The 17906-nt window shown below is 41.5% G+C and carries 17 protein-coding genes; 8 read left to right on the top strand and 9 right to left on the bottom strand.

Annotation, left to right across the window (positions count from 1 at the left end; all coding sequences use genetic code 11):
- The first annotated feature begins 83 nt into the window (after positions 1-83).
- On the top strand, positions 84-974 hold the full coding sequence (locus ACIQXR_RS14760) for a LysR family transcriptional regulator (RefSeq protein ID WP_402873640.1): 891 nt from the start codon (positions 84-86) through the stop codon (positions 972-974).
- A gap of 104 nt (positions 975-1078) precedes the next feature.
- Here the strand turns inward: ACIQXR_RS14760 and ACIQXR_RS14755 are convergent, their stop codons facing one another.
- Positions 1079-1753, bottom strand: a complete 675-nt coding sequence (locus tag ACIQXR_RS14755) for a nitroreductase (protein WP_402873635.1) — start codon at positions 1751-1753, stop codon at positions 1079-1081.
- Positions 1754-2728: 975 nt separating this feature from the next.
- On the opposite strand from ACIQXR_RS14755, the gene ACIQXR_RS14750 reads away from it, so the two are divergent.
- Together ACIQXR_RS14750 and ACIQXR_RS14745 are read left to right on the top strand one after the other, a co-directional pair.
- Entirely contained in the window at positions 2729-3106 is a 378-nt protein-coding gene (locus ACIQXR_RS14750; RefSeq protein ID WP_402873633.1) for an FAS1-like dehydratase domain-containing protein, read from the top strand.
- A 28-nt stretch (positions 3107-3134) separates the two neighbouring features.
- Positions 3135-3278 (top strand): hypothetical protein, encoded by a 144-nt coding sequence (locus ACIQXR_RS14745; RefSeq protein WP_402873630.1) that lies wholly within the window; start codon positions 3135-3137, stop codon positions 3276-3278.
- Positions 3279-3333: 55 nt separating this feature from the next.
- Here ACIQXR_RS14745 and sfnG read toward each other — a convergent pair whose 3' ends face one another.
- The 5 genes from sfnG to ACIQXR_RS14720 form a co-directional block, all read right to left on the bottom strand.
- Positions 3334-4398, bottom strand: a complete 1065-nt coding sequence (sfnG, locus tag ACIQXR_RS14740; protein ID WP_402873627.1) for a dimethylsulfone monooxygenase SfnG — start codon at positions 4396-4398, stop codon at positions 3334-3336.
- Positions 4399-4569: 171 nt separating this feature from the next.
- A complete protein-coding gene (ssuD, locus tag ACIQXR_RS14735; RefSeq protein ID WP_403080275.1) occupies positions 4570-5697 on the bottom strand; it encodes an FMNH2-dependent alkanesulfonate monooxygenase in 1128 nt (375 codons plus the stop codon).
- A 111-nt stretch (positions 5698-5808) separates the two neighbouring features.
- Complete coding sequence (locus tag ACIQXR_RS14730) at positions 5809-6996, bottom strand: acyl-CoA dehydrogenase family protein (RefSeq protein ID WP_402873622.1); 1188 nt, start codon at positions 6994-6996, stop codon at positions 5809-5811.
- 31 nt (positions 6997-7027) lie between these two features.
- Complete coding sequence (locus tag ACIQXR_RS14725; protein ID WP_402873619.1) at positions 7028-7378, bottom strand: hypothetical protein; 351 nt, start codon at positions 7376-7378, stop codon at positions 7028-7030.
- An 85-nt stretch (positions 7379-7463) separates the two neighbouring features.
- Entirely contained in the window at positions 7464-8906 is a 1443-nt protein-coding gene (locus ACIQXR_RS14720; RefSeq protein WP_402873616.1) for a 4-hydroxyphenylacetate 3-hydroxylase family protein, read from the bottom strand.
- Between the two features lie 488 nt (positions 8907-9394).
- Here ACIQXR_RS14720 and ACIQXR_RS14715 point away from each other — a divergent pair, with 488 nt between their 5' ends.
- Positions 9395-10006 carry a TetR/AcrR family transcriptional regulator gene (locus ACIQXR_RS14715; RefSeq protein ID WP_403080273.1) on the top strand — a complete coding sequence of 204 codons (612 nt, stop codon included), beginning with the start codon at positions 9395-9397 and terminating at the stop codon, positions 10004-10006.
- Between the two features lie 162 nt (positions 10007-10168).
- Here ACIQXR_RS14715 and ACIQXR_RS14710 read toward each other — a convergent pair whose 3' ends face one another.
- Together ACIQXR_RS14710 and ACIQXR_RS14705 are read right to left on the bottom strand one after the other, a co-directional pair.
- The gene (locus ACIQXR_RS14710; RefSeq protein WP_402873610.1) at positions 10169-10372 is read right to left on the bottom strand and encodes a zinc ribbon domain-containing protein; all 204 of its coding nucleotides are present in this window, start codon (positions 10370-10372) and stop codon (positions 10169-10171) included.
- A 28-nt stretch (positions 10373-10400) separates the two neighbouring features.
- Positions 10401-10814: a DUF2500 domain-containing protein gene (locus tag ACIQXR_RS14705; protein ID WP_403080271.1), complete on the bottom strand. Its 414-nt coding sequence runs from the start codon at positions 10812-10814 to the stop codon at positions 10401-10403.
- A 229-nt stretch (positions 10815-11043) separates the two neighbouring features.
- Here ACIQXR_RS14705 and ACIQXR_RS14700 point away from each other — a divergent pair, with 229 nt between their 5' ends.
- Together ACIQXR_RS14700 and ACIQXR_RS14695 are read left to right on the top strand one after the other, a co-directional pair.
- Positions 11044-11307 carry a helix-turn-helix transcriptional regulator gene (locus tag ACIQXR_RS14700; protein WP_402873604.1) on the top strand — a complete coding sequence of 88 codons (264 nt, stop codon included), beginning with the start codon at positions 11044-11046 and terminating at the stop codon, positions 11305-11307.
- Positions 11297-11641, top strand: a complete 345-nt coding sequence (locus ACIQXR_RS14695) for a DUF2178 domain-containing protein (RefSeq protein WP_402873601.1) — start codon at positions 11297-11299, stop codon at positions 11639-11641. The genes ACIQXR_RS14700 and ACIQXR_RS14695 overlap by 11 nt, the downstream gene beginning before the upstream one ends.
- Positions 11642-11809: 168 nt before the next feature.
- Here ACIQXR_RS14695 and ACIQXR_RS14690 read toward each other — a convergent pair whose 3' ends face one another.
- Complete coding sequence (locus tag ACIQXR_RS14690) at positions 11810-12535, bottom strand: ZIP family metal transporter (protein WP_402873598.1); 726 nt, start codon at positions 12533-12535, stop codon at positions 11810-11812.
- Between the two features lie 228 nt (positions 12536-12763).
- Between ACIQXR_RS14690 and ACIQXR_RS14685 the strand changes: the two genes are divergently transcribed.
- Both ACIQXR_RS14685 and ACIQXR_RS14680 read left to right on the top strand, forming a co-directional pair.
- The gene (locus tag ACIQXR_RS14685) at positions 12764-13237 is read left to right on the top strand and encodes a BclA C-terminal domain-containing protein (protein WP_402873595.1); all 474 of its coding nucleotides are present in this window, start codon (positions 12764-12766) and stop codon (positions 13235-13237) included.
- Positions 13238-13537: 300 nt separating this feature from the next.
- A complete protein-coding gene (locus ACIQXR_RS14680; RefSeq protein WP_403080269.1) occupies positions 13538-17863 on the top strand; it encodes a S8 family serine peptidase in 4326 nt (1441 codons plus the stop codon).
- Positions 17864-17906: the final 43 nt, after the last annotated feature.

Here is a 17906-nt window from a genome sequence, read left to right as displayed (position 1 = left end):
GTTTACATTTATATCTCCTATAAGTAAAATACATAAATAGAATATATTGTATGAAAATAAAGAATAAATAGGAGATAAAACGCATGGAACTACGAGACTTACAATCTTTTATCGAGGTTGCGAACCATAACAGTTTTACAAAAGCTGCCGCCCATTCCTACTTGTCACAACCCTCACTTAGCAAAGCCATCAAAAAGCTTGAACAGGAGCTTCATGTTGAACTGTTCGATCGATCTACAAGGCACCTCCGCTTGACCGATGCTGGACGGATCGTCTATCAGCAAGGTCAAAAAGCGCTACAGGCCTTGTCAGAATTGGACGTCCTATTAGATGACCTCAAAGACATTGCGACAGGGGAAATTAAAATCGGGATGCCCCCTCTGATCGGTACCCTTTTCTTTCCGGGAATCGCCCGTCGTTTTCACCAACAACATCCGAATGTCTCAATTGAATTAGTTGAACTTGGCGCCAAGTTGATTGGTCAGCTTGTCGAAGATGGACGAATTGACCTTGGCCTCATTGTCATGCCAGCGAATGAGGCAAAATTCGACATCTACCCGTTCATTCAGGATGAATTCGTTTTATTTGTCCACGACGACCATCCGCTCGCACATCAATCATCCGTCTCCTTGACTGAACTAAAAGAAGAAAAGTTCATCCTATTTACGAAGGACTTCACTTTGCACGACTATGTGATACAAGCATGCGAAGAAAAAGGATTCAGCCCCATCATCTCGTACCAAAGTTCACAATGGGACTTAATCGTCGAATTGGTCTCATCCAGGCTGGGCATTGCATTATTACCCAAATTGATATATGAAAAGCAAACCAACAGTGATGTTAAAATCATCCCGATTGAAAACGCCACACTCCTTTGGAAACTCGGGATTATTACAAAGAAAGGGTCCTATCACTCGTTTGCAGTGAAAGAGTTATTGAAGGTATTGGAGATGAAAACGGATGGGGTTATGTAGGGAAAGGGAGCTAAGTTCTCCTTCTTCAAGAAACGATTAATTTCCTACTCACTATAAAAAGGGCGTAATCCACTTAATCGTTGATTACGCCCTTTCTCGTTAGTCTAGTTATGCAAGGTTACATTGGATTCGATGGGGTCACGTCCCACACGAAAACTATTTACTTTTGCTTCTTGATCAGGATAACCAAAGGAAATGCCAAACAATAACTTCATGTCATCGGAAATGCCAAGTACTTGGCGAACCGTGTCAGCGTGAAAGCCCAAGATTGTCTGAGGAACACTTCCTATCCCGCGTGCAGTCAGTGATAAAAGGAACGACTGAGCATACATGCCAATATCAGAAGCGACACGCACATTATCTCCAAATGAAGGCATGAATAGGAACGCAACATGCGGTGCATCGAAGAATGATAGATTTCGCATGACTTCCTTTTGACGGGCTTCGTGATCCTCCCTAGCTATCTGCAATTCCCCATAGAATGTTTGGGCCTGTTCTATTTGTCGTTCAGCATAACGTCCATAATAGTGATGTAAATCAAATGTAAAATCGGGCGTGGCTTGCCCTTGTTCGCTCGTATTTAAGAGGGCCTTCTTCAATTCCTCTTTCTTTGCACCTGAAACGATATGAACATCCCAAGGCTGAGTATTGCAATTCGATGGGGTAGCTTGAGCATCCTCTAGAATTTCACGAAGAACTTCTTCTTCAACAGGTGTAGAAAGAAATTGACGTATAGATCTTCGACTGCGTATAACTTCTTGAAAAGAATGATTATCCAACAAACACCTCTCCTTTAGTATGAACTTCCAAAGCCGTTAATTATTACAAGAGAACACTGTATATTCATACTAAATGAGAATTCATTTATTCTCAAACATCCTGTTTGATGGGCTATGATTTAAGTCCATTCTGTCTATAAAGAAATGGATAGATACATATGTAATAGGTTTCCTACTTATACAATTAGTAAAAATATTATCTTAATACTTGTATATCCTCTACTAATTCATTATGAATTCTTCTAAATAATAGATTCCATGTGCACATACCATCCCTATCATTAGATGTCTAAATTTAAAATCTTCTTTTTCCGATGCTCTCAGTCTATTCATTAAAATAATTAATATGGATATTGTTATAATCATTAATGAAAAAATATGTGTATCCGTATATTTAGCATCAGTATTTAAAAGAAACAACATGATTAAAAAGTAGTAAAAAGTCGGTTTGCCCTTCACCTTTTTCCTTCTCTTCCTAAACAAAAAGAAGACTGCTCATTAACAGCCTTGATTTGAAGCTATTGCCCGTAAGGCCTATTAGACAGTTTCCTTTTATTCATAAAGCTTCTTGGCTATTTCATCAAGAGTTCTGGATATGTTTGAAAGTACTACTAGAATGTGGACTGGAAATCCGATTGCAAGTCCTACTAATGGAGAAAAAGGTCCAGCAAAAAAGAGTGCGATAAGAGTAGGAATTAGATATACAGAAATAATTAGTACTTTCAAAACACATCACCTTTTTTAGTCAATTATAGCATGGTATTTCGCTACAGAACTCGTTTAGTACGCTTATTTCCCTAGATTTCTACCCCGAATTTCCTTCCTTACTTACCTTCATCGTACTGGTCATGAACGGCAAGGCAGTGGAAGAAGGGATTTGTATTTTTCACCCCGAATATATTCCTTAACGATATAACAAGAAAGGAAATTCAAAAAAAGATATTCTATCAAAAAAACTTTCCGGGGGAGATTCATATGTCTTTAAAAGTAGGAGATATCATTACGTTTGAACGGACGTTTACAGTGAGGGATGTTGAATTATTCACGGAGATTTCGGGGGATGAAGGAAATCATCACATAACCCCAGATGAACAGGGGAGGCTTGTCATTCAAGGGTTATTAACAGCTACCTTACCGACAAAAATAGGGGGAGACCATAACGTACTGGCTCGCACCATGAATTTTGAGTTTATACGACCTGTATTTACGGGGGATACAATAATGTGTGAAGTTCAAATCGATCAATATGAAAGGCAAGAAAATAATAGAACAGCCCTTATGGCCTTGTTCTCATGTAAGAATCAACATGAAAAAGAAGTGTTAAAAGGAGCTTTTTCAGGTATCATCCTTTGAATCTTTCTTAAACTAGGGGCTTAGTAAAATGGTAAATAAAATGAATCCATTTCGAATGGATCGAAATGGATTCATTTTGTACCAATTAATTCGACCACGAATCGGATTAATTCAACCACGCAAGCTGATTATTCAACCACGCCAGTCACTAATTCGACCACTCGACCTATAAGCGTCTCTGTAATTTATGAAAGAGTAGACTTCTAGCCCGTGGAAGTTTGCTATTCTCAGGCAAATACCAATTCTTTTTCTCTGACCATTGGAATGACCTTTTCACCGAAGGCTCTCAAGTCTTCTTCATAGTGAAGAAATCCTGTCAGCACGATATCCACACCGATTTTTTTCAGTTCCATAATCCGGTCCGCTACTTGTTCAGCTGTTCCGATTAGTCCTGTCTTAAATCCATCATTATATTGGACAATGTCTTCAAAGGTGGATTCAGCCCACATTCCTTTTCCATCGGGAGAAGCTGCCCCTGCGGTTTTGACTGATTTTCTAAACCCTTCCACCGCTTCTCGATCCGCATTTTCGACAATATCCCGCAACACTTGTTTTGCCTCTTCTTCTGTATCGCGGACAATGACGAAACCATTCACGCCAAACTGGATGTCGCCTTCACCATTCGCCTTTCTTAGCGCCTTTACTTCCTCAATTTGTTCCTTTATTTTTTCAAGGGTCCCGCCATTCATGAAATAGACGTCCGATACGCGTCCTGCCATTTCTTTGGCAGCTCGAGAATTCCCTCCCTGAAAGATTTTCGGAGGGTTAATAGGTTTTGGTTTCAATGGCGTGTCGTTCAATCGGTAAAAGTCGCCTCGATAATTAGCTTTTTCTTGTGTCCACATTTCCTTGAGAACCTCGATAAATTCTTCAGAACGACGATACCGTTCGTCATGATCCAACCATGGTTCTCCATAGCCATGGAATTCCCCTTTAAACCAGCCGCTGACGATATTGACAGACACACGCCCGTTACTAATATGGTCAATCGTCGAGATGATTTTTGCCATTACACCTGGGTGCCATAAACCAGGCAACACAGCCGTAATGATGTTCAGTTTGTTCGTCACAGCGGCAAGAGCTGAAGCAAGAGTAGCTGCTTCTAATTGGTTTTCAGCCCCATAGCTAGCGAAAAACCTTGTTTGCAGTAGCACATAATCAAAACCAATTTCTTCAGCAATTTGAGCGTAGCGTTTATTATCTTCAAAAGACCAACCTGTTTTTTGTGGGATCTGAGAAACGACTAAGCCCCCGCTAACATTTGGAGCCCAATAAGCAAATTGTAAACTCATCCTTTTTCCTCCTTTATATTCAGAAATCAAAAGGCCCTATCAACATCCCAAAGGAAAGGAATCGATACGAGCCTCTGGTCGTCCAGTGGGCACTATTAAAAAGTGATGTAGTGTAAATATTATAAACCTAGTAAGAACATCAAATGGAGGTTCTTTCTTTTATAAAGCTAGTTATTTAACAGCAGCCGGCTTGATGTCACCGCCGAATGGACTAAGGAATGTTTTTTGATTAGAAGTATCCTTCCTTTCAATTGGCAACCTAGGGAATAATAATTCCGATACGGTATAGGCTTCTTCTAAATGCGGGTAGCCTGATAAAATGAAGGTTTCGATGCCTAAATCAGCATATTCCTTCATACGCGCCGCTACCGTATCCGGATCTCCTACAAGAGCCGTGCCCGCACCTGTTCGCACTAATCCTACTCCTGCCCATAGATTAGGGCTTACTTCTAATCGGTCTCGGTCTCCTTCATGTAGGCTCGTCATCAAACGTTGACCTTCCGAATCCATCCGCTTAAATACTTTTTGTGCTTGTGCAATGGTTTCGTCATCCACGTGTTCAATAAGCTTATTCGCTGCTTCCCATGCTTCCTCTTCTGTTGGTCGAACAATCACATGAAGTCTTATTCCGAATTTCAATGTTCTTCCTTGCCTAGCTGCAAGTTCACGCATTTTATTGATTTTTTTCTCCACTTGAGCTGGTGGCTCTCCCCATGTTAAATAGACATCAATATGTTCTGCTGCCACGTCCATGGCAACGGGCGAAGATCCTCCAAAGTAAAGGGGCGGATATGGTTTTTGCACCGTAGGGTATGGTAATTGTCCCCCTTCGATTCGTAAATGGTCTCCTTTGAATTCTACTTCTTCCTCTTCTGCAAGTAATTGTCTCCAAATGGTTAAAAACTCATCTGTTAGCTCATACCGTTCATCATGATCTAAAAAGACACCTTCTCCTGCCATTTCTACAGGATCGCCCCCCGCTACCACATTAATTAACAACCGACCATCAGAAAATCGATCTAATGTGGCAGACATACGTGCTGCAAAGCTAGGTGACATTAAACCTGGGCGTACAGCCACAAGGTATTTTAGATTTTTTGTTACAGGTACAAGTGTAGACGCGACAATGAATCCTTCTTCGCAAGTTTTTCCTGTTGGAATTAACACCCCTGTATAGCCTAGATCATCAACCGCTTCTGCAATTTGCTTACAATAGTTATACGTGGCAGGACGAGCGCCTTCACTATTATTTAATTGACGAAAGTCACCGTTTGTAGGGATAAACCAAAAGATTTCCATTTATTAATCAACCTCTTTCTCTAAAATCAAGTTTTATTTAACTGGTTTTACTGTTTCTTCTTTTGGTAGACGCTTCAGTAAATTCTTTAAAAAGCAGTTGTTACGTACTATTTAAGAATAGGGGGTAATCTCAGGTACCTGACCATTTAAAGCCCAGTTTCCGAGATCCCGAACTTTGTATTCAATCGGATCATGCAAAGTGTGCGTCCTTACATTACGCCAAAATCGGTCAAATCCATACTGTGCTGAAGTGGCCCTTGCTCCCATAACCTCAAACATGCGACTTGTCACCTCTAATGCCGTTTTTGCAACGGAAGCCTTAGCCGTTGCAATCATGATCCCACACTCACCTCGCTCCTGTTCTGTTAGTGACCACTCATTGTCCCACGCTTCTTGTAATGCCACTACCGCATTTTGAGCCAATGCTTCAGAAGCTTTTATCTGTATGAAGAAATCCCCATAGTGACGAATGGTATAGGGGTCAAGAGTTGCTTGCTCAACACCGGAAGTCAACCAAGGGCGAGAAACGCTTCTGGTGTACTTTTTGGCTTCTTCAAACGCTCCTTCCGTCACTCCAAGGAGAACCTGAACTAAAATCGTCTGAGCGATATGTGTTCGTAAAGTGGGAAAGAAGCCATCCTGATGTTGTTCGTAAAAACTCAGTACTTCCTCTTTTTCTAGCCGCACATCATTGAACATCACGGTTCCGCTGTCTGTTTGGCGTTGACCGAAGCTATCCCAATCGCCCCCGACAACTATACCTGTTCGTTTAGTCGGAATAACGGCAATAACAGGCCGGTCATGATCTGGGCTTTTGGCTGAGATAAGCAGTCGGTCTGAGTCTGTGGCACCGGAACAAAAGGATTTCTTTCCATTCAATCGCAATGAATTCCCTTCTTGTCTTACTACTAACCCTTCATCACGTGGATTAAAGGCATTGCCCCAGAACCAATCATGTTCGGCTGTTTCTCTATAAAGCTTTTCCTTCTGCTGTTCAGTTCCGTATAAATGAACCGACGTCAAGCACAAAAAGTGGTAACCGAATAAATGAGCCATCGAGCCATCGACTTTAGCCAGTTCACGGGTTATTCGAAAAATGGTTTCCCAGTTCTCACCATGTCCCCCCAAATGCTTGGGAACGTTAAGAGGGAGTAATCCACTTTTGCGAAGTAAATCACGTTCCACTTTTGCCGTTCCACCTTGTTTATCTCGTTGAACGGCAGTTTTTGCGAATTCATTTGCTAATGATTGGGCTATTTCAAGATAATCCAGTTCTGTTCCTTTTTCAGCTATATTCATGAATGAGGATCCTCCTTCAAATGGACCAGATTTAAATCATATATTTATTGGTTTCCGTTTCCTTCATAAATTCGTTGAGCTTTTTAGTTAATCCGCCATTCCCGAATCGTATATATTTATGGCGGTCATCTTTCGCATTCTCTTCTGATACAAAGTCCAAAAAGGCTAGAAGATAGATTCGACGGTGAATAATATTAACGATTCCATCATGATGAAACCATTTATCTATCGTGTTATACACCCCTTTATTCACCCTATATTGCTGCTGACACAATAGAAAAAACTCGATATCCGGTAGGTTAAGATACTCGCTTTTTTCCAGATTTCTCTTTTGTATGGGATGTTCAGAAAGTTCGATTATCCTTAATTTCTCATCATTCATACTGAATGCTCCTTAATCATGGTTGGTTTAGAACGTTCACTAGCAAGACTATGATGGACGGGTTCAATCTTTAGCTTACTTCCCCCTACTTACTTGTTTCCCATAATAACCGCCAAATCGGCTCCGTGAAGGAAGCGTGGTCTGCTTCACTATACTGACTGGCAAAAGCACGAACCGGATCTCCCGCATAAAATCGTTCATACAGTTCATGCCGGGACCCTAAAGGGCTCCCAATTAGATCCCAGGCCAGTTTAAATAACTGTACTTTTTTCTCTGCACTGACCGTCTTTCCTTCAAAGTAGTGTTGCATGTGGTTTGAAATCACTCCAAAGAAATCTTCGAACCTGGAGGGAACCTGAACAAATCCTCCACCGCCTATTTGTTGTAAAATCTCGATGGCCCTCGGGTAAAAACGGGTTCCGATGTTTCGAGCTGTATGGATATAGGATAGGTTTGGTACTAGCACTCCCGCCTCATCCGGCTTTGCCTGAACTTCTGAGGCAATCACGAGTGCTTTCATGGTATCAATCTGGGTAAGCAGCTCACCAAGTTTTTCCTGCACATGCAAATATTCATTCACACCTATTGCCTCCGCTACCGCAAAGGCGACCCCCGTCACGAATTCCAGTTTTGCCACGTACCGAACAATATTCTGATGAAAAGCAAGGGAATTAGCCGTTTCGTTGGCTCGAAGTGCTAATACATTCTCTGAATTGCCATGAAGCAAGACCCTTTCCCAAGGAATGAAGACATCATCGAAAAATAGCACGGAGTCCATTTCATCATATCTAGCACTTAAAATATGGTCGCTTTTCCTCAGATCAGCAAAGGATTCTCGACAAACAATATGAAGCCCCTGGGAGTTCGCTGGAACAATCAGAACATGTGCGTGTTTGGCCTGTTCCGGTTTGAATTTCAAAAAGGACGAGATGATAAAATCATGGGCATAGGGAGCACCCGTCGCAATCATTTTTGCCCCGCGCACAATCATTCCATCACTTGTTTCTCTAACAATATGGAGAAACCTGTCTGCCACTCTGACATCCTCCAGACCACTCGAGCGATCAATTTGCGGATCGACAATGGCAGTTGTTAGGAACAAATCATGATCCCTTGCCTCTGCATAGTAAGCTGTGATCTTCGATTCGAAATGGGGATCAAGAACACCCAATTGCTTCCTGGCCGCATACCATCCCGTAATCATGGATCGTGCATAATCGGACAACCTGCTCATCATGCCATGAGTCTCTTTAGACCAATAATGAAAGGCCCGGCTACGTTTTTGTAAATCTTCTTGTGTATAGGGGACTAAAAATGAGCTATGTGCATATGACTCTCTACCAGGCAATTTAAACCCAACGTTCTCTCTCTCGTTGGGATCATCGAGCATATTAAAGAGATGTGTAATGGTTTCGAGCGTTCCTTTAAACGCGGGATGCCCGGCCAAATCGGTTAACTTTTCCCCTTCAAGTAATACGCTACGTTCATCATTCAAGCTTTGAATAAAGCGATCTCCTCTGCTCAGCACTTACGAACCTCTTTTCATCCAAATTCAATCAAACCGTAAGCATACAAAAAAACAGACACCTTTATTGTTCGCTTAAAATCAGGGGATTCAAGCTTACATAAAAGTCTCTGGTAGTCCAGTCGACATATAAAATTAGACAAGTTCTAACATACACCCATAAATCACATGAATAAAATCGGAATTTGATATTTATTATAGCAAGACTCCACTCCGTTGCAACAAACAATTAAGGCATTTTTGACGTTTAGAGGACAGTGAATAACGAAATGTTCGATTGAGTAAAGTAAAACCACATTATGATTTATATTGTATTTTTCATGTTCCATCCGTTCTGGTCCCTGCTCCAATCACAAATATAACAATTCCTATTGATTATATATGAATTGATGGTCTATTATATTAATACAACATTGATACGAATAAAAGCATAGAGGCGTCAACAAACGATAATCACTTTACGTTCTACTTTCAATCTTTAGGAGGAAAAAATGGAAAGCCATCAACCGATTACAGATCGTCGAATCATCCGGACTCGTGAAGTCATCTATGAAACTGTTATTTCTCTACTATCCGAAAAGGAATTTTCACGAATATCTGTCAAGGACATCACCAATCAAGCCAATATTAGCCGTTCTACGTTTTATGCACATTATCAAGACAAATATGATTGGCTAGATAAAACGGTCCAAGAAAAATTATCAGAATTAAAAGAATCCTTGGTGAAGTCCATGCCGAACCATGGAAATGACCAGTTTAATCTTGAAATGGCTGATCCCTACTATGAGTCATTCTTTGAAAATATAGCTATAAATCAAAAGTTCTACCACACCATGTTCACTAAAATAAAATCCGAAGAATTTCTTCAAAACCTATATAAAGTGATTAGGGAGAACCTTTACCTTCGCATTTCAAGCATGAGTAAGGAACAAAGATTATTGGTCCCCTTAGATATATTGCTTGATTATAGTAGTTCATCCATCATAGGAATCACAAAGGTATGGGTGGAAAAAAACATGATTTACAGCCCTCATTACATGGCCTTACAATTAACTCGTTTAGCGATTGTCAGCCTTTATAGAGCAATGGGAAAAGTGAATTAAATACTTTCTTAAAATAATGACTATAGGATAGAACTCTTAACATACCTAACAAGTAGCCTTTTCAAAAGTCCCTTTTTCCAGTGAAAAAACGCAATAGAAAAAAGGCAGAAATGTTGTGATCGACATTCCCGCCTTTTGGGGCAGCCCCTTCTCTTCCAAAGATCAACCAAAGAATAAATCGAGCAGGTTACTTCCTGTGGACGATTGCCTATTATAAAATTCTGAGTACCCGCACTTCTTGCAATACACAACCGTAAATTGATTATTTTGGACATCGAACATCTTCGACAATCCTGTTCCCGTCATTGCCACGTCCTTCTTAGCCGCATCATCACTACCGCATTTTATACATCCTTTTTCACTCATGATTCCTCATCTCCCAATCCAATTGAATTCAATGAAAGTTTTCTTCCGTTTGCTTTTTCCTAGAAAAATCTATAAATCTTGTTCCCTGGAAAGTTAACGTACCGATATCTCCTTCAGCAAGCAAACCAAACTCCTTGCCTGAAATACGAAATTCCGTTCGATCACCACTGTCAAATTCACATGTTATAAAGTAGGTCGTAGAGGAAGAATGCGAATGGACATCGTTATCATGGAAATGATTATGCCTTGTGACATTCGTCCGTTTACTTATGACATGTGCCGGAACAGATAAACGAGGCGACTCTTCGTTTTCCTTCCACTGGCTAAGGCCATTGAATACATTCACTATGAATAGTATGAGAATGATAACAAAAATAATTCCTATAAATACTGGTGCCGCTGTGAAAAGTCCATCCCCTCCACCAACATCCACATCGTACATATGATATCCTCCTTGTTTTGATAATAAGCTATACGGATAATCTGAAAGAAAGTTTCAACAAATATCCAATAAATGTATTTTTTGACACTCAAATAACATGATAGTTTCCATTGAAAAACGCTTGGGGTCCCCAAGCTTTTTTACTTTTTATATCTCAAATTGCATAATAATATTTATCTTTTGTATAAGTTTACTTTACTTTTCTATAAGTATAATGTACTGTAAGATTATGGTAAAAAGGAAGGTGACGACTTTGAAGAAAGCAGTTGAGGATTATGTTGAAAATAAAGTATATGAACACCGGGTTTTAAAAAGATTGTCTCAAAAAGAATTGGCTGCCGCTGTGGGAGTATCCAAACAAACCATTTATGTGATGGAAAAGAATAATTACTCACCTTCTCTTGTTTTAGCTTTTCGAATAGCTGATTTCTTTAACGTAGAGGTAAACGATATCTTTATTTATGTGAAAGGGAGTGAACAAAATGAAAATTGAAGAACTATCAAATTCAGTCTTTTATCCTTTAAAAACCTGGACAGATGAATCAACTGGCAATTGGAATATGCTTATTGGTATCAGCTTTGTATTGCTTATAGTCGGAGTGATCCTCATCTATGTATTCTATAAAAAAATGGGTGCGGCTGACGAAAGGACCATTCAAATATCTTTAAAAGGCGCCCTCATTATGCTATATGGAATCATTTTATGCGACATCATCTTCCCGAAAGAATATATGTGGCAAATTTTCTTCTTATTTAAATATTCTCTTGCTTTCATAGCTTCCGGAATATATCTAGCTTTTCGATATAAAAAGGATTTTTTAAACTAATATTGTGCTAGATGGACTTGAACATAAATAAGAGAACGTAGAACAGGGACGTTTCTTCCATAACAAAACAGCCACTTCCTTTCTGGAGGTGGCTGTTTTAAATGAGCTGATGACAACTAAAATAGTACGGATACGCTTATCAATTTTATTAAACGCATTCTATTACACTCACATCGAATCCAGAACCAGTGAAACGAGCAGCCCCGCTGAAGCGAAGATTCCAGTGATTGGACCTGAGTCTTCATACGCTTCAGGCATCATGGTGGACGCAACCATGGCAATGATTCCTCCACCTGCAAAGGCGGCCATTCCTGCCATCATCGCTTCCGATGCTTGATCGAGGAAGAGATAGCCCCCCAGTGACGACATGGCCGAAATGATCAATACGGAAAACCAGAGAGCCATGATTTTCTTCTTCGAATAGTGGCTATTCACTAACCCCGTCGTACTGGAAAGTCCTTCTGGAATGTTGCTGATAAAAATGGCGATGACGAGCAACCAACTGACCGCCCCGCCACTGATCAAGCTGGCACCGATCATGATCGACTCCGGTATCGCATCCATCACGGTCCCAATAAAGATGGCCAACCCAGCTTCCTTTGTAGAAGCATGATTGGAGCGTTTCCTTTTAGATGCACCCTTTTTGGAAACAAGAAAATCCAAACCGGTAAACACTGCTGCACCCGCTATGAAACCTATGGACGTCGCCACGATTCCCCCATCCCGAACGGAATCGCCTAAAAGCTCATAGGCGGCTGCCCCGATTAAAACACCCGTTCCAAATGCCATGATGTAACCGATCGCTTTCTTTTTAATTGGAACAAATAAAGCCATAAGCGCCCCAAGCAAAACGGCCGAACCTGAAACTCCACCCCATAAGACTGCGTTCCACATGGATCTTCCTCTTTTCTTCTTTTTATAAGTTAGTACCCAAGATGGCCCTGTGCCAAACGAACAAAAAATCTAGAAGTTTAAGGGTCATTTATAAAAAAATACATATTTCATGTCATGTACCCATCCCAATAACTTTGTAGGACCAATGGGTGCTACTGAACCTACTGGAATCACTGTGGTACTGGTTTAGCAGAGTTCGGATTTATTTACAACACAACAGCTCAAACAGTGGCTGCCGGAACGGATGTTACTTTTGATACAACTGGAATAACTACACCTGGTATTACGCATACAGCTCCTTCAACCGATATAACCGTTACCACACCAGGAACCTACGAAGTTACTTTCTCGGTATCGACTTTAGAACCTAACCAATTTGGTTTATTAGTAAATGACACATTGGTTCCAGGTTCCGTTTATGGATCCGGTTCAGGTAGCCAGGAAATTACCGGCCAGGCTCTGGTCACCTTAGCTGATGGGGATGTTCTCACCCTACGAAACGTCACAAATTCGTCTATCACTCTTCCGACTGGAACAGGGGGCGCAGCAGGAACGCTTCTATTATTCTTAAAAAGTTGGATGCAACTGCTTAATACTTTATATGAACTCCCCATTTTTTATAATGGGGAGTTTTTCATTGAAACCCACCTCTCCACTTGCGCTAAACAGTATTTATTTACCATTTTTCAATATCCCATATAAGCAAAGTTCTTTAGACACTCGTAAATTAGCATATTTTTTCTATAATTTACCACCCTTACGTGAAAAGGAGAAGGTATTAATCCTTATTTTCCCATAATTGGTGTTCCTACAAACTATTCATTTTGGCTGATTCGAGTTTATCGCCCTATAATACGACATTTTTCTCATTCATCCGTTTGCTATCATTATGGGAACATCTGTGTTCTACATACTGGCCAACTAAAAAGAATGGAGGTGCAATGTACCTGTTAGATTGGCCAAAGGTGCTGTTCTTTGAAAATAGAATAAGGGGGAATTGACTTGCGAAAGAAACGAAGGACGAAGTGGTTAGCAATAGCATTTGTCATCATGCTTATTGGATCACTGATCATTCCAACAAACTCCATCGCTGCATCTACAAACAAACTCCACACCTCTGCTAAAGATGAGTTAGCGGGAAAGAATCAAAAGAAAGTGGCCTCCAAGGTCCTAAAGCAGTTTGAAAAAGATGAAAAGGTAACCTTTCTCGTTAAACTCAAAAAACAAGTAGACACCAAGGACGTATCCTCAAAAGCTGCCAAAACAGCAAAATCACAAAAACTATCTGCAAATAATGCAAAGTTACTTAAACGTTCGAGTGTGGTCTCGGAGCTTCGCGCTACTGCTCTTGAAACACAATTCGATATCAAGAACTACTTAGAAAAGCAAGAAAAAGCCGGCAATGCAAAAGATATTCAATCTTTTTATATCGTTAACGCGATTGCCGTGACAGCCACGAAGGAAGTAATGGAGCAAATCGCCATTCTTCCGGAAGTAGATAAAATCATGCCGAATGAAACAAGACAGCTTATTAAACCGGCAAGCAAGACCGTCGCTTCTAAAGCTGTTACAATCCCAAAATCAAGTAAAACCAAAGCAGACACATCTTCCATTGAGTGGAATATCGAAAAAATCGGGGCTCCGGCTGTATGGGATATGGGCATTGATGGAGCAGGAACCGTTATTGCTTCTATCGATACAGGCGTCCAATGGAACCATCCGTCATTAAAAACCAAGTACCGCGGATATAACCCTGCCAACCCAGATGTCGCAAACAATGAATACAACTGGTTTGATGCGGTGAGCGGACAAGCTTCACCATATGATGATTTAGATCATGGAACTCACACAATCGGTACAATGGTAGGCTCTGAGCCAAATGGTGCCAATCAAATCGGAGTGGCTCCAGGCGCTAAATTCATCGCAGTTAAGGCGTTTTCTGCAAATGGAGGTTCAGATATTGATTTATTGGAAGCCGGTGAATGGATAATCGCCCCAAAAGATGCGGCAGGTAATCCTCATCCTGAGAAAGCACCGGATGTTGTCAATAACTCTTGGGGAGGCGGAGCTGGCCTTGACGAGTGGTACCGTCCAATGGTACAAGCTTGGAAAGCAGCTGAAATCTTCCCTGAATTTTCTGCTGGAAATACGACATTAACGAATCCCGGCGGAGCTGGTTCAGTAGCTAACCCAGCCAACTATCCAGAGTCTTTTGCCACTGGCGCAACAGACATTAACAACGTAGTCGGAAATTTCTCTTTACGGGGTCCATCTCCATACGGAGAAATCAAACCGGATATTTCCGCGCCTGGTGTTAACATCCGGTCTGCTGTTCCTGGTGGTGGCTATGAAGGTGGCTGGAATGGAACATCGATGGCTGGCCCTCATGTCACAGCAGTCGCTGCTCTATTAAGACAGGTAAATGCCAGCTTAACCGTTGACCAACTTGAGGAAATTCTACTGACAACGGCGACACCTTTGACAGACAGCAATTACCCGACAACGCCTAATCATGCATATGGTTATGGCCTAGTAAACGCATTTGACGCGGTCTCTTCCGTTGTAAGCGGACTGGGTAAAATCGAAGGTCAAGTAACCAAGTCTGGTGATGACACAGAAGCAGCCGTCATTTCCCATGAAGCACCAGAAAATTCGTATAAAAAAATGAACCTAAAGCTTCAAGCTGAAGTATCAGATAATGTAAGTGTCACTGCCGTTAAACTCAGCTACAAAAAAGCGGACGGAAGCTGGGCTGAAGTCAAGGCAGAGAGAAAGAATGGCGATTATAAGTCTGGAACGTACGAAGCCACGATCCCAGGTGCTGATTTGACTGGAAATACAGTCACTTATAAATGGATGGCAACCGATTTTGGTGGCTCCGTCACGACTTCCAATGCTTATTCCATTGAACTATTACCTGGTATCAGCGTAGGCTATACAGAGGATTTTGAAGAAAATCCAACTGGATGGACTTCTTACGGGACAAACAATAACTGGGAATGGGGCATTCCGACAAGCGGTCCTGGATCAGCAGCATCCGGTCAGAAGGTCTATGCTACAAACCTGGCTGGAAACTATGCAAATAGCGCCAATATGAGCCTAGCCATGCCTCCGGTCGATGTACCAGAAGGCACAAGCTATTTACAATTCAAGCACTGGTACGAACTGGAAAGGAACTATGATTACGGTCATGTATTTATTTCCACAGACGAAACAAACTGGGTCCAAGCTGCCCGTTTCAATGATAAGTCCAATAATTGGGTCGACGGAGAAGTCAACCTAAGCGAATATGCTGGAGAACGAATCTATATCGCCTTTAATGTCACAACAGATAGTTCCGTCCAAAAACCGGGCTGGTATATCGATGATGTTAAATTGGCCAATACTTCGATTCTACCAACGACAAAAGCAAAAGCAGGATTAGGTGTCAATAAGTCTGACTCTTCGGTATCAGCTAAACCGCAAGTTAATCCTGACAAAATCAAGCCAGTTATCGAAAAAGAAGAAAAAGAACCTGAAAAAGAACAACCTGCACCAGTGCTTCTTCCATTACAGGCACAGGTAAGTGTTTTAGAAACAGGACGTTCTGTATATACAAACCCACAAGATGGTTCATACCAACTTACACATGCAACAGGTACGTATACGATGCAAGCAGAAACATATGGGTATCGTTCACAAACAGCGCCAGTCAACATCGAACAAGATGCAACATCAACAGCTAACTTTACTCTTCAAGAAATCCCTAAAGGAACAATCAATGGTACCATCACCAACAAGGTTACTGGTGAACCCGTCTCTGGTGCTACCGTTTACCTTCTAGAGGATGCGGCCATTCAGCCAGTAACAACAAATGCAGACGGTGAATACTCACTAACTGCTTATGAGGGGAATTACACATTAAAAGTCATGGCTCCTTCTTATTACGGCAATGAGGCATCCGTGACGATTTCTGAAGAAACTAGCACGAAAAATATCGAACTAAAACCGTTCATCGGGTACCCAGATGAAATCAAGTATGATGATGGAACAGCTGAAAACGCTCGTGCCTATAATGCGGCAGGCAACAGCTGGGCTGTAAAAATGTCCTTGGCTTCAGGGAATAAAACGGCCAATGTAACCGGCGCTCTTTTACGCTTCTGGGATACAACATGGCCTACCCCAGGTGGGACTGAGTTCCAAGTTTCCGTATATGATGCTTCAGGAACAGACGGATCACCTGGCAAGAAAATCGCAGGTCCTTTCACCGAAACAGCCTTACGTAACGGTCAATGGACACATGTTGATCTTAGCGAACATGGAATCATGGTTGAAGGCGATTTCTTTATGGTTTATACCCAAACAAAAGCCAATCCGAATGCACCAGGTCTAGCTACAGATGAAGATGGACCGAATGCAGGACGAAGCTGGCAGGGTGTAAGCGGTGCTTGGTCACCAGCCCCAGCTGAAGAAGGAAATTACATGATTCGGGCAACGGTCGATTACGAAGTAAAAGAACCTGTCATCACCTCTCCTAAAGATGGTTCTTATTCGAATCAAAAAGAAGTGACCGTTGAAGGTACATCCGCACCGACAACGAAAGTGGATATTTTCAACAAAGGAGAAAAAGTGGCAACAACAGATTCTACGAATGAAGGAACATTCTCCGTCCCTGTCACATTAAACAACGGGGAAAACACGTTGACTGCAAAAGCGCGGACTAGCCAAGGTACAACTGAGGCATCCGCTCCTGTAACGGTGATATTGGATACGAAAAAGCCAACACTCGCCATTACTTCACCAACTGATGGCAGCAAAGTAAACCGCGAAACGGTAACCGTGAAGGGTACCATCTCGGATGAAAACCTGGATTCAGTTAAAGTGAACGGGAAGAAGGCCGAAGTGAAAGATAACACCTTCTCTTATCGCCTTCTACTTGATGAAGGAATCAATAAAATCAAGGTAGTCGCTCTTGATAAGGCAGGCAATTCAGTCACGAAAACCATTTCCATCGATGTGAAATTCACAGCTCCAGAAATCTCTGGTTTAGTGCCAAATCAGGATAAGGTCTTAAAAAATGGGGAATCCGTCAAAATCGAATTTGACAGTGAACCAGGCTTATCCGCAGACTTCTCCATCTTGATGCCTTTGACAAATGCAGGAGGCGTTGCCAATGCAACGGAATTACCAATGAAAGAAACATCATCAGGACATTATGTCGGCTACTACACTGCCACGACGAATGTAAAAGCACCAGGTGCCGTCGTTGAGGTAAAAGCCCAAGATAGCTATGGGAATGTTACAACTCAAAGAGCAACAGGTAAACTTTGGATTAACGCTCAAAAGTAAAAGGAAAAAGCCATGCCTTCCAGCCTATCGGCTGGGAGCATGG

This window comes from Peribacillus sp. NPDC097224, from assembly GCF_044761985.1.
GTDB lineage: Bacteria > Bacillota > Bacilli > Bacillales > DSM-1321 > Peribacillus.
Note: the sequence above shows the minus strand (reverse complement) of the source record. Positions and strands in the feature narration are given on the sequence as shown.

Excerpts from the sequence above, each read along its gene's own strand:
- ACIQXR_RS14760 (WP_402873640.1), top strand. The coding sequence starts at position 84 with ATGGAACTACGAGACTTACAATCTTTTATCGAGGTTGCGAACCATAAC.
- ACIQXR_RS14750 (WP_402873633.1), top strand. The coding sequence starts at position 2,729 with ATGTCTTTAAAAGTAGGAGATATCATTACGTTTGAACGGACGTTTACA.
- ACIQXR_RS14745 (WP_402873630.1), top strand. The coding sequence starts at position 3,135 with ATGGTAAATAAAATGAATCCATTTCGAATGGATCGAAATGGATTCATT.
- sfnG (WP_402873627.1), bottom strand. The coding sequence starts at position 4,398 with ATGAGTTTACAATTTGCTTATTGGGCTCCAAATGTTAGCGGGGGCTTA.
- ssuD (WP_403080275.1), bottom strand. The coding sequence starts at position 5,697 with ATGGAAATCTTTTGGTTTATCCCTACAAACGGTGACTTTCGTCAATTA.
- ACIQXR_RS14730 (WP_402873622.1), bottom strand. The coding sequence starts at position 6,996 with ATGAATATAGCTGAAAAAGGAACAGAACTGGATTATCTTGAAATAGCC.
- ACIQXR_RS14725 (WP_402873619.1), bottom strand. The coding sequence starts at position 7,378 with ATGAATGATGAGAAATTAAGGATAATCGAACTTTCTGAACATCCCATA.
- ACIQXR_RS14715 (WP_403080273.1), top strand. The coding sequence starts at position 9,395 with ATGGAAAGCCATCAACCGATTACAGATCGTCGAATCATCCGGACTCGT.
- ACIQXR_RS14710 (WP_402873610.1), bottom strand. The coding sequence starts at position 10,372 with ATGAGTGAAAAAGGATGTATAAAATGCGGTAGTGATGATGCGGCTAAG.
- ACIQXR_RS14705 (WP_403080271.1), bottom strand. The coding sequence starts at position 10,814 with ATGTACGATGTGGATGTTGGTGGAGGGGATGGACTTTTCACAGCGGCA.
- ACIQXR_RS14700 (WP_402873604.1), top strand. The coding sequence starts at position 11,044 with ATGGTAAAAAGGAAGGTGACGACTTTGAAGAAAGCAGTTGAGGATTAT.
- ACIQXR_RS14695 (WP_402873601.1), top strand. The coding sequence starts at position 11,297 with ATGAAAATTGAAGAACTATCAAATTCAGTCTTTTATCCTTTAAAAACC.
- ACIQXR_RS14690 (WP_402873598.1), bottom strand. The coding sequence starts at position 12,535 with ATGTGGAACGCAGTCTTATGGGGTGGAGTTTCAGGTTCGGCCGTTTTG.